The following is a 13,432-nucleotide window of genomic DNA, read 5'->3' on the forward strand; positions in this document are numbered from 1 at the left end:
TTTAAAATACCCGTAAAACAAATTATGCCGCTTACGGGTATTTCTTCAGTTTCATATAATATTATCTTGAATATAGCAATGTCCCAAAACCTAAATCATCATAACCTCCACTATTAGGATCATACTCGCCACTACCTCCTTCAGGATATGCTAAATCTTTTGCCATTTTTACGTATCTGGCTTTAATCCCTTTCTTTACAGTATAATAGTTGTAAATTCTTTCCCAAGCCGGTCTTATTTGACCACGAGCGGCATCATCAGCTGCAGTTGTATGCGTAATATTATCGCAGTTGGTGTATTTATTAAATGGCACCGCTAATCTTGCATAATTAAACTTAGCTTCATATTCTGCGCCTTTAAGGATTAAATTATCCTTGTAACCGTAAATATCCAATCCCTGAGTATCTGCCATTTGAGCAATTGTACCCAATAATCCCACTACCATAAGAGCATGTCCCTGATCACGTCCGGCTTCCTGAATTTGTCCTAAATCAATATCATCATTAGCACCTTTTGGATGTACGTAATTAATTGCCTTGATTAATTGACCATTACCAGCGCCCTTCATTAAATAATTAATTACATAGGTATATTTTGCAACATCATCATTTAATACAGCAATTGACATAATAGAAGCCAGATTGCATAAATCCCAATTAGCCCAATAATGTGAAGAGCAGGTATTGTAATGAGTTTGCAGGAAATCATAATTTACCGGATAAAAGACATCTAACATCCATTTTTTAAATTTTGCCAGATCAGCGACATTCCAGCCCGAATAATCACGCATAATTTCAGCAGCATTGGCAAATTGGTATCCATAAATACCTGCTCCTAAAGCTTTATTAGAGTCACCGCTGATTCTAGTACAAGTAGCAGCCCAGGCATTTAATATTTGAATAGATTTATTGGCATAAGCTACATCTCCTGTTATTTTCCAACGAATAGCTGTAAGATAAGCCGCATGTGCATCATTCATAGCTGTAGAATAGTTGTCTGATGCTGGTTCTTCTTTAGATCCACCACCTCTAATTAAGGTAGCAACCGGGCCTTTCATTACATAAGTAGCAGAAGCATGACTATTACTGATCATTTTATTATAACCAGCTAGCCAAGGATCTACATTATTAGCTACATTGGTTTTCATACGGTCGAAATCTTCCTTCGAGTGTAATAATCCAGGATGCACAAACTTCATGTTAGCAGGAACAACAATATCCTCTGAAGCATTTGCTTGATCATCGTTTTTATCCTGAGGTAAGCCATAATCATAGGAACATGCTACAAAGGCAATAGAACCAAGTAAAGCCCAAACAAATTTGGTTTTTGTTAATTTTATGTTTTTCATATACTTATTTTTTAATAGGTATTACTGTTCAGCCTGAGTTACTTTGATTCACTTAGCATAAAACTTGACAGTAATACGAAATAATTGATTTAATGATGGTAAACCAGCCAAGTAACACAAAATGCTACTTAGCTTGATTAACTCAAATTTTATAAACCTAAAAAAGCTTTTAGTTCTGCCTGATTCTTAAAGGTGCGGATCCAATCTATTTCATAGCCTGTTTCAGCACCTACAATATCAGCTATTTTTAGCTGTCTGGTTGTAAGTTCTGTTAAAGTTGTATAATCTGCAGACAAGTCATAATAAATTACATTTTGAGCCATTAAATCTGTTTTGTATTTATTGTTTCCAAGATTAGTACTTCCTGTAGGAAGAGGGTCTAAAATGATATTTCCCGTGCCTGGCTTAGCTGCCCCCGTACCTTTAAAAGCGATTTTCATTGCAAAAATTGGGTATTCCGGAGCTTGTATATATTTAGCTTTGGCAGTCCCCCCCGGAGAAGGAAATATTCCATTCATAATAGTATATAAATCGGCACGACGTTTACTTGCTGATGTTCCTAATTGAGTCGGATCAAAAGTTACTTTTAATTTGCCATCTTCTATTTTATAGGATGCATTTTGGGCTGGCAGCCATTGCGGATCCGCCGGATCATCAAACTCAAAAATATATTTCCCTTTAGGAGGTGCGATTACAGTTATCGAAGGCCCTGTTATAATTTGATTTTCCAGCCAAACCCTTACTTTGCCAGTAGCTGCACCTTTTGGAACTATCACACTTATTTGAGTATCAGTTACAGAAACTGGTTTAGCAGATACAGCATCTATGGCTAAATCATTTGAAAATTTAACTGTTACTTTTGAAAGATCAGTTCCAAATCCTTTACCGGTAATCACAACTAAATCTCCCACATTTACAGAGGTTGGAGCAATACCGCTTATTGTTCCTCCTGTTACATATTGAAAATCAGATGTAATAGCAGAATTTGTCCAGACTTTCACTGTAATTGGGCCTGTACCTGCATCTTGCGGCACACGTACCTGAACAGAAGTATCTGTATAACTGATAATTTCAGTAGCGGCTATACCGTTAAAATAAATTTTTGCAGCTTTAACATATTGACCAAAATTGGCTCCCATTAAAGTAACAATACTTCCTGAAGCTCCTGAAGTGGGAGATACCGAACTTATTGTTACCGCAGGATAAGTAACCAATGGATCGCCTACGAATTCTCTTTCCTGATCACTGCAAGAAGTAATAAATAGTATACTTACGAATGCTGTGATTGCTTTTATATTGTTTTTTATAATTTGCTTCATTTTGAATACATTTAGAAGTTCCTAATTAATAACCTGGATTCTGTACCAATTTCCCATTCAATTGTATTTGTGTTAATGGAATAGGAAATAAATAGTGCTTACGCTGAAAATTTCTATTGGATGCAGGATCTAACAGCAAGGCTCTAAGATTTCCTTTTCCTGTAGTTACACTAATTTCGCCATAAGGATATGAAGCTGGTTTATAGATATTTGCGTTCCCTTCGTAATCAGTTCCCTGAATAACAGAACCTACAATTGGCTGATTTAATTCTTGTTCTGCAATACCCCAACGTTTTAGGTCGTCATAACGTGAATTTTCGCCAAATAATTCGATGGCTCTTTCGCGTCTTAGTTCTTCCTGCATATTTAAACCATTTGCTGTAACAAAAGCATTAGTTAAAGCAGGCAATCCAGCTCTTTGACGAATTAAATTGATTGATTCGTTTAGTTCAGCATCACTAATTGCACCGTTTAATTCGAATAAAGCTTCGGCATAAATAAGATACACTTCTGCCAATCGAATTTGAGCAAAATCCTGAGACTCTGTATTTGCTGCTCTGTACGTACCGTATTTATAAGAACGGAATTTTCTGTTAGCATAACCTGATCCACTATCTCCACCAGGCCCAAATAATTTAATGGCTCCCTGTGCTGGTGGTGCATCTGTAGCGACATCTACGAAATAAGAAGTCAATCTATAATCTCTGTTTTTGTATTCATCTTGCACATGTTGATAGCCTTGAAACAAAGGCGATTTGTTCACAGGAAGACCATCAGAACATAAAAACATATCCATAAATTTGCGTGAAGGTGCTAATCTCGAAGAAACCGTATGGCTCAAATTTATACCGCCCTGCAGCAAACCAAAATCGTACTTATTATATAAAATATATTCTTTGTTTGTTCCTTTATCCAGACCTGCAGGATTTGAACCAGCATCTTCTAAATTGAATAAATAACACATACTAAAATTGTTTAGCTGTGTATTGTAATTCCAAAGTTGGTAACCTCCGCTAGTCATCACTTCTTTTGCTAATACAATTGCCTCCTGTAGATAAGCATTTACATTCGAAGAAGCTTCTGCTGTACCTGCTCCAGTAGAAGTTCCATCGCCATCTGTAGTGTTACCAACATATTTTTCCCAAGTTGCTTCGTACAATAAAACACGTGCCTTAAAAGCTTTTGCTGCCCAATTACTTAAATGTCCTTTATCAGCACTCGATATATTTTGTTCTGTAGGCAAATTTGGAATCGCTTCATCTAAATCCTTAATAATCTGTTTCATTACTTCGTAACGACTGTTGCGTTTTCCATACAATACCGCATCATTAATATCAACTACTGTAGTTACAATAGGTACTCCTCCAAAACGTTTTAGCAAGAAAAAGTGATGCCACGCTCTAAAGAATTTTGCTGCCGCCACATATTGCGCAATTGCAGTTTTATCACCTGTATACTGCTCTGCCGCTTTTAGTAATATGTTGTTGGCTCTAATATATTTATATGGATTTGTCCAGTAGATATCTGAATTGGTTGCTATTGTATTACCACGACCTTCTTCTTGTGCTAATGAAGTAAGATCTGTACCAAAGTCCATAAAAGAAAATACACTACTGCTATTTATAGCTTTCCAACTGATCATTTTATTATAAAAATCATTGGATGCGGCTTTAAAATCTGCTGTTGATCTAAAATAAGAAGCTTCAGTTTGTGCATCCAAAGGATCTAATTCCAGGTAATCATTTTGACAACTCGAAAACAATAATACTGAAGACAGCATTAAGGTTAATACTTTATTTTTCATATTCTTCATTTTAATAATTAAAAGGAAACATTAAGTCCTATAGCCAATGTTCTGGTAAAAGGATAAATCGTATTTGAACTATCTCCATATTCGGGATCATAACCGTCTTTTACTTTAGAAAATTCAAACAAATCATTTCCTGAAAAATAAATTCTGAATTTATCAATTGGGAAATTTCCAATTTTCAAGTCGTCCAAAGTATAACCAACGATTAAAGATTTCAGCCTAATGTATTGGTTGTTTTGTAAAGCAAAATCATTGCTTGACCAGTTCCACGCTGCTCTGGTTGTATTAGCAGTCATTCTTGGATATTCAGCATCAGTATTTGTTTCTGTCCAGGTCTTACCTATAAAAGCAGTAGTCTGGCTGCCATATAATGTATTAAATGGATATGAAAGAAAACCTGTTCTAAGAACATTCTGTTGTAACATTCCCTGGAAGAAAATAGAGGTATCAAACTTGCCGTAAGTTCCATTTAAATTAAGCCCATAGACATAATGTGCCTGTGTATCTCCCATAAATTTCACATCCTTCACATCAATTTGTCCATCTTTATTTAAGTCTACTCTTTGAGTATCTCCAGGACGCAATACATTAACTCCTGTTGGTAATGCTCCATTATTATTATTTGCAGCATAATAAGCATCTACTTCTGCCTGATCTTTAAATAAATTGGTTGTTTCATATAAGAAAATTGGGTTTAAAGGATAGCCTAAAACACCATTTGTATTAACACCATTTGTAATAGCTGTCGCATTTTCTTTCTTGAGTAAAATGTTCTGACTGTCTCCCATATTGGCAGCAATACTGTATTTGAGTTTACCAATTTGGCCTCTATACCCCAGAGTAGCTTCCCAACCTTTTGTTTCTAACTCACCTGCGTTAGTTTTTGGAGCAGTTCCTCCCAGAACATCAGGATAGATTACATTGGTTAACATCCCATTATTTCTTTTTTTGTATCCGTCAAATGAACCGAAGAGTTTTTTATTAAAGAAGCTAAAATCAACTCCAAATGTATTCATAGCCACACGTTCCCACGAAATATCATTAGAAGTAATGCCGGCAACGGAGCTGGCTGTTTGTAAGGCTGCAGTAGAACCAAAAAGAGCACTTCCGTTGTTGATATTAGATACATAACTGTAATTACTAATCCCTGATTGAGATCCCATTTCGCCGTAAGAGTATCTTAATTTTAGGTAGCTTAAAGGTTTTAGATTTTTCATAAACCCTTCTTCTGTTACTACCCAGCCTGCCTGAACTCCACCGAAATTGTCCCATTTATTTCCAGTACCAAACTTAGAAGAACCATCACGTCTCCAGCTTCCTTCAAGTAAGTATTTATTTTTATATCCATAATTAACTCTTGCCAAATAAGAATATAAACCGTTATGACCACGACCGCCAGCAGCTTCTACTTTTTCTTCAATAGATCCCATGTTAAGATCGTACACCCCATTATCAACAAATCCCTTTCTGTAACCATACAATCTAGTGTCTTCCGTTTTTTCGGCAGTTATTCCTAATAATCCGGAAAAATTATGATCTCCAATTTGTTTTTCATAATTTAAAAAACCACCATAATTTTGATAGGTTATTTGTTTATCTTCTTGTCTGATCGAAGAAGCTGAATTAACCGATTCTGGTGCTAAATCACCGTACCAGCTATATTGTGGTACTGTGATTTCATATCTTAAGTTTGTGTAAAAATCTTTACTGTATGCAACTTTAGTCTGAAACGATAAACCTTTATACAATTTAAAAGTAGCCGATAGATTCATCATAATCTGATCTCTGATTGTTTCATCTCGACCTCCGTCAACTGTAGCGGCCACACTGTTACGATTACCCGCTATATTAAAGTTTGCATACCACTGTCCATACGGATTTCTGGATGGAAAAAAAGGAGGATCTTGTGCTAATGAGCTGTCTAATCCGGTAGAAGGAGAAGATAAATTATATTTTAAATACGACATATTAGTCTCTAAATTCAACCAATTATTAACCTTATAATCGTAATTTAAGCGAACATTATACTGTTTTTTGCCATCATAGGCTGTTTGTAAGGCTCCCATATCTTCTGAATATCCATAAGACACTCGGTAATTGGTATTTTCGGTTCCTCCTGAAATACTTCCGTTATTGAATGTAGAAACAGAGCTGCCAAACATTTCATCATAACGTGGTGCATTTCCTATGTAAATGTCTCCCCAATACAATGTTGAATATATCCCTGCGTAGCCTGACTGCATCAATTGCAGATTTTCTTTAGACTGCCATCCCCAATAATTGGCCTGCGCTCCATCTTCCTTTGCTGCATCTAGCCAAATTGTCGCATATTGCTGCATAGTCGGCGATTGTGGTCGAATGCCTAAAGTGTTTACTCTAGTAGTCGTAGACAAATCAATTTTCATTTTACCGGACTTTCCTTTTTTGGTTGTAACCATAATTACACCATTAGAAGATCGGGAACCGTATAAGGCAGCAGAAGCATCCTTTAATACTGTTACCGACTGGATATCGTCCGGGTTCATATTATAAAAAGCCTCATTATTTATAGCCGGAGTTCCATCGATTACGATTAATGGAGAACCGCCATTAATTGAAGTCGCTCCACGAATCTGCATATTTATAGCTTCTCTACCCGGTCTTGAAGAACTTCTGGTAATCACTAATCCCGGAGTTTCTCCTTGCAAAGCTAAAACAGGATTGGTTACAGCTCTATCCTGAAAGGTTTTAGCTGTAACAGTTTCTATAGAACCTGTGGAAGTTACTTTCTTCTGGGTACCATAGGCCACTACAATTACCTCGTCCAATTTCTTTTGGTCAGCTACTAATGCTACATTAATTACTGATTTACCGGCAACTGAAATTTCCTGGTCCTGATATCCAATAAAGCTAAAAACTAAAACAGCATCAGAAGAAGGCACACTAATCGTAAAGTTTCCATCAAAGTCTGTGGTTGTACCTTGATTGGTTCCTTTAATCATAATGTTAGCACCCGGGCAACCTAAATTATCTTCGGCAGTTACTACTTTTCCTTTTATTATTATCTGCTGCGTTGCACTATTCAATTCAACCGTTTCCATCATTCCAATCTTTCTCTTTTCTAAAGCGAATGCATGAGAAGAAATGCAAACTAACATCGAACAAAGCAGTGCAGGCTTTAGTCGATTAATTGAATTTGTTTTATTTAAAACAAGTTTATTCATTTTGATTTTTTTTGGTCGTTGATAATTAGTTTAAGTTTGTTACTACTATAATCTTTAAGCAGGTTTAGATTTCATAAATACATTTTTTACGGTTAATAATTTTAATACTCGTAATTTTAAATCGAATTAATTATTAAATCGACAAAATCGAACAATGCAATATTAAAAAATTGGCATTCCAGAGCGTATAAACCATGATTCAAAGAGTATAAATTATATTTCAATATCGCGTAATTGCCTATATATTTGCGAGTTTAAGTACTTTTTGTAGTGTTATCTTTATGGTTAATAATAAAGTTTATTAAGTCACTCCTATTTAAAATAATTAAGGTTACTAATCTCGATTTTTAAGACAATAAAAAATCCGATTTGAATACTAAATCGGATTTAAACAAAGTTCTCTGCTGTTTTTAGTCAATAGACTTATCTTCATTTTTTCTTGTTTTATTTTCTTCTATATATTGTGAAGGCGTTACATTAAAAACTTCCTTAAAAGTCTTCGTAAAATATGCCGTTGAATTGAATCCACAATTATGAGCTACTTCTTTAATCGAAAACGAATCGCTAATCAGCAATTCTGCTGCATATTTTAATTTTATGGTTCGAATAAAATTACTTGGATTTTGCCCCGTCAAGGAACTAATTTTTCGATAAAACTGAGAACGTCCCATATTTAAGGCATTCAGCAAATCGTCTAAAGAAAAATCGACGTTAGTTACATTATCTACAACTGCTTTTGTGGCTTTATCCAAAAATTTTTCATCGAGTGAATTAATCGTTATATCAGATGCCGGAATAATTCCACCTACAGCCGCAAAACGTTCGCGGGAACGTTTACGTGCTTCCAGCAAATTATTAACTCGTGCCTTAAGCACATTAATGCTGAATGGTTTTGACAAATAGGCGTCAGCACCTTTTTCATAACCCATTGCTAAGTCTTCATCTAAACTGCGGGCTGTCAGCAGTAAAATAGGTATATGACTAATTTCAAAGTCACTTTTAAGCTGTTGGCATAATTCGAAACCATCCATTTTTGGCATCATAACATCACTAATTATGATGTCTGGAAAATACTTTCTTATTTTTTCTAAACCAGCAACCCCATTGACTGCTTCTTTAACTCTAAATTGTTCGCTGAGTTCTGCTTTAAGATGACTTCGAAGCACTTTATTATCTTCAATCAAAAGTACTAATGGTCTTTTTTTATCTGCATCTGAAGCGATTGCATCCGAATTTATATTTTCATCAGCTATCGAAATTTCATAATCTGCAGATGAAAGCGCATTCATATTTTTACCTTGGGATGTTATGGTTCCTGCTTCTATAATCTTTTTACCGTCTTCTTTTAAATCTGCCGGAAGTCGCACGCTAAAAGTTGTACCTTGTTTATATTTACTTTCAACTAAAATCATTCCCTTGTGCAGTTCAACAAGACTCTTTGTAAAATTCAATCCAATGCCTGTTCCCGCTTTAGATGCATCGGCATGGAAAAAACGTTGAAAGACTTCTTTAAGCTGTTTCTTTTTAAAACCTATTCCAGTATCAGAAATATTCATCTGAATCATTTTTCGATTGATCGAAGGCCTCAAATAATTCCATTTATACCCTATACTGTCTACAAAAATTTCAGATAATGTCAACGTAACAATTCCTCCATTATCTGTAAACTTAATTGCATTAGACAAGAGATTTGCCAGTATTTTTTCAATTTTATCGGCATCAAAATTTCCATAATATTGATCAAATTCTGATTCAAAAACAAAACGGATATTTTTCGATTTGGCTAAATCTTCAAACAAGAAAAAAGTTTCCCTGCTAAATTTTACAATATCCAGATTAGCAATTTCTAAATGAGATTTACCCAAATCCATTTTTCTAAGATCCAATAATTGATCTACCAAATAAAGTAAACGCTTACTGCTTTTTTGGATTATAGCTGCAGATTTTTTTACTTCGTCAGGATCATTAAAGTGAGTCAATATTTTTTCAACTGGATTTAAAATCAGGGTCAAAGGTGTTCTAAACTCATGGGAAACATTGATAAAGAATTTTAGTTTTAATTGATCCAATTCTTGTTCTTTCTCCTCATTTAATCTTCGGGTATAAAACTTTAATCCAAACCAAATCATGGCTGCTCCTGCAATCATATAGAAAACATATGCCCACCATGATTTCCAAAAAGGAGGAGAAACATGAATCTCAATACTTGTTTTACCAGCATTTTCCCATTGACCATCAATAGCAGCCATTACTTCGAAAGTATAGGAACCAGGAGGCAGATTTGCATAATTTGCAATACGATTATTATCTGCATTGATAAATTCTTTATCCAGACCAGACATTTTATATGCATATTTGACACGCTCCGGATTCTGATAATTTAAGGCTACAAAACTTATTGATATATGACCTTCATTATAAGCCAGTTTTAATTTGTCTAAACTATTAAGATCATTTTCAAATAATACTCTATTATTAATCGTATCACCGGCATTAACTTTTTGATTGAACAATTTTATACCAGAAAGAATAGGTTTTACTTTGTCTGAATTCAATACAATATCGTTGGGATTAAACAAATTAAATCCATTTATCCCCCCGGCTATTATTCGTCCATCAAAAGTTTTGGCTATTGATTTACTTTGAAATTCGAGACCTTGCAAGCCATCATGAACATTAAAATTAATAATCTTACCAGACTTAGGACTTAATAGAGACAAACCACTCTTTGTACTAATCCATATATTTTTATTATTATCTTCCTGTAATCCAACCACCAAATTATTTGGAAGACCACTTGAGGAAGAATAGGATTTTCTCAATTGTAAATGCTTATCTAATTGAAACAAGCCCATATCTGTACCAATCCAAATATTTCCTTTATAATCTTCGATTACCTGGTTCACACGATTGCCCTGGACATTTTTAATTTTAATTTCTTCAAACTGGATTTTCTTGGGTATTCTCGCATCCAATTTATCAAGATTGACATAACAAAGACCTATAGATGTTCCTACCCAAAGTCTGTTTTTAGAATCTACAAAAAGCGAAAAGACAAAATTGCTAATTATACTTTTCGGTGAATTCGGACTATTCTTAAACTGATAAAAACGTTCTGTTCGGGTATCGAATAAATTTAGTCCTGCCAAAGATGTACCCAGCCAAAGTCTTTCTTGTTTGTCTTTGGCAGCACACCAGACTGTATTTTGGCCTATTGAAAAAACATTATTCGGATCATTTAAAAACCGTTTTACCTGACCAGTCTCTGTATTAAACTTATTAAGACCTCTGTCCCAAGTACAAACCCATAACTCATCACTATTGCCTTCAATTACATATAGAATTTTATTGGAACTCAATGAATTTGAATTACCTGGAATATTTTTATAATGTTTATACGTTTCTTTTGTATCATCATACATATCAAGACCTCCTCCATCTGTCCCAATCCAGATACGCTGACGACTATCCTGAAATACTGACTGCGCAATTTTTGTACTTAAACTATTTGAAGTTTGTGTTTTGTAGAAATGATGTCCAAACGATGATTTAAACAAAGCTAATTTGCTTACTCCTTTATTGTATGTGGCTATCCAATACGTTCCTTCTTTATCTTGCAGTACTTTTGACGGTTGATTGTTGGGTAAGGAAAATGGATCATCTGGATTTTGAACGAGATGTTTTATCAATCCTTTTTGTTTGTCTAATAAATACAAACCCTCTCCATCTGTAGCAACCCAAATTACACCTTTAATATCCTGATACAGATGAAAAATGGGTACTGAAAAACTGTCCTGACTAACTTTTTTATGCTGTTTTGTAGTCGAATTATAAACATACAAATGCCCTAAATCATTCCCAATCCAAAATTCGTTTTTATTATCAAGTATAATTTGTTTAGGCAAATGATCTAAAAACTGATTGGCTTCAAAATTTATATTTTGACGTTCGAATACATTTGTTTTGGAATTATACTTATGCAAATTATTTCCCGCTGTTCCAATCCAAAGTTGTCCTTTTTTATCTAATATTAAATTTGAAATATTATTATTATCTAATGCATTACTGTTTTTATAATTTGCTTTATAACGAATTGATTTAAAACTTTGAAAGTCATCTGGAAAAATTGACAAATCAATTTTAATCAAACCATTTTTAGTACCAATCCATAGGAGTTTTTTTTGAGCATCAAATTTTAAACAATTGATTTCCTCTCTCGGATTAGCCTTATCGATAAAATTTTTATCCAGATTGATTTTGTAAAATCTCTGCGCTTTTTTGTCAAAGACATTTAAACCATTACTTGTTCCTACCCAGAGATGTCCTAAATAATCTTCAGTAATTGCATTTATACGATTGTTACTAATGGAATACTTATCATTAACAATTGGCCTGAAAACTTCAAATTCATAACCATTATACTTATTTAAGCCATCAATAGTTCCAAACCACAAAAAACCCTCTTTGTCTTGAAATATTTCAACACAAGTACTACTGGACAGCCCTTTACTGGTATCAAAGTTTTCAAATTTTAAATTAGAAAACTGTGCATTAATATTAAAACTGAGTAGTAGAAATATACCTTTAATTAAATCTTTTATTCTCACGTTTATTATAATTTACCTATAGAGACTATTTTCTTTAGGATTTAGATTATATTGTTTTAGCTTTAATTATACTATTTTTTAAAACTAACTTTTTTTATTATATCAAGTATACAAAGCAAAAGACATAAATTTTATTTAAGAAAGCAAACATCTCAACAAAAAAACGGAATGCTATCCACAAAGACAATTTTAAATAAAAGCATTTTAAATATCTTTAAATTATCAATCATTTACTATAAAATAAAAGTCATTTCGCAATAAAAACAAGTCTAAAATGATGCAATCAATCTACTTTTAGCTTAATTCATCTTTTTTTGGAGTAGCAAAATTTGTACTTCGTGATTTGAAGTGTAATAAGATATTCATTTGAACCAAATAACAGTAAATAAATCAAAAAGGTCCATGTAAAAAAAAGAGCTAAAGTGTTGATCTTAACACTGTAGCCCTATCACTATTTACTATAACACTATTTTTCTTTGCATTTCATTATGCTCTCCACTTATTGATAAAATCATAACACTTTGTATTACAAATGTTTAACTTAAAAAAAAAAAAAAAAAAAAAAAAAAAAAAAAAAAAATGAAAACAAAGTATAACAAAAGTCTATGTATTGAAAGTATTTCTTTAAGAAAATATCATTTAGCGTAAAAAGAACTTTTGTACTTCCTAGTCACATCAAATTTAGAAGAATCTAGTTTAATTCTTTCTAAAGTTTGCTAAAGATTGGATAGTCATTTGAAAACTCCAATTGCTTCTGAGAAAATTCATGTACTATAGCTTTTACATCCGAGGATTTTCTTGCTAACATTTTAACCCTTTAGTATCAAAAATTTCATCGTGATTGAAAAATAAAGAAAAGAATTATTCTGTATTAATTTTGCTCGAGTTTTGTATTTTCTATTTCGTAATAATTAATGGCGTTTCCCTCCGGGCCGGGCTGTCCGCTGTATCTTTTGCTTTTTAAAGAAAAAAGCAAAAGTGCTGCAAAACAAAAAATCCTCATCAAAAACATGATGAGGATTCTTAAAAGAAAGGCGACGACATACTCTCCCACAAAACTGCAGTACCATCTGCGCAGGCGGGCTTAACTTCTCTGTTCGGGATGGGAAGAGGTGAGCCCCGCCGCAATAACCACCTTAAGGTTG

Annotated in this window: 5 protein-coding genes and 1 rRNA gene; all 6 read right to left on the reverse strand. The window is 33.8% G+C overall.

All coding sequences use genetic code 11. The annotated features are described in order from the left end of the window. Window positions 1-61: 61 nt before the first annotated feature. Complete coding sequence (locus tag HYN56_RS19415; protein WP_109193697.1) at window positions 62-1,348, reverse strand: alginate lyase family protein; 1,287 nt, start codon at window positions 1,346-1,348, stop codon at window positions 62-64. 149 nt (window positions 1,349-1,497) lie between these two features. Beyond that, entirely contained in the window at window positions 1,498-2,667 is a 1,170-nt protein-coding gene (locus HYN56_RS19420) for an IPT/TIG domain-containing protein (protein ID WP_109193698.1), read from the reverse strand. A gap of 25 nt (window positions 2,668-2,692) precedes the next feature. After that, the gene (locus tag HYN56_RS19425) at window positions 2,693-4,471 is read right to left on the reverse strand and encodes a RagB/SusD family nutrient uptake outer membrane protein (protein WP_109193699.1); all 1,779 of its coding nucleotides are present in this window, start codon (window positions 4,469-4,471) and stop codon (window positions 2,693-2,695) included. Between the two features lie 17 nt (window positions 4,472-4,488). After that, complete coding sequence (locus HYN56_RS19430; RefSeq protein WP_240622595.1) at window positions 4,489-7,680, reverse strand: SusC/RagA family TonB-linked outer membrane protein; 3,192 nt, start codon at window positions 7,678-7,680, stop codon at window positions 4,489-4,491. Between the two features lie 410 nt (window positions 7,681-8,090). Beyond that, the gene (locus tag HYN56_RS19435; RefSeq protein WP_205727633.1) at window positions 8,091-12,287 is read right to left on the reverse strand and encodes a hybrid sensor histidine kinase/response regulator transcription factor; all 4,197 of its coding nucleotides are present in this window, start codon (window positions 12,285-12,287) and stop codon (window positions 8,091-8,093) included. Window positions 12,288-13,316: 1,029 nt separating this feature from the next. Next, a 5S ribosomal RNA gene (gene rrf, locus HYN56_RS19440) occupies window positions 13,317-13,426 on the reverse strand. Window positions 13,427-13,432: the final 6 nt, after the last annotated feature.

It is taken from the genome of Flavobacterium crocinum (assembly GCF_003122385.1).
GTDB lineage: Bacteria > Bacteroidota > Bacteroidia > Flavobacteriales > Flavobacteriaceae > Flavobacterium > Flavobacterium crocinum.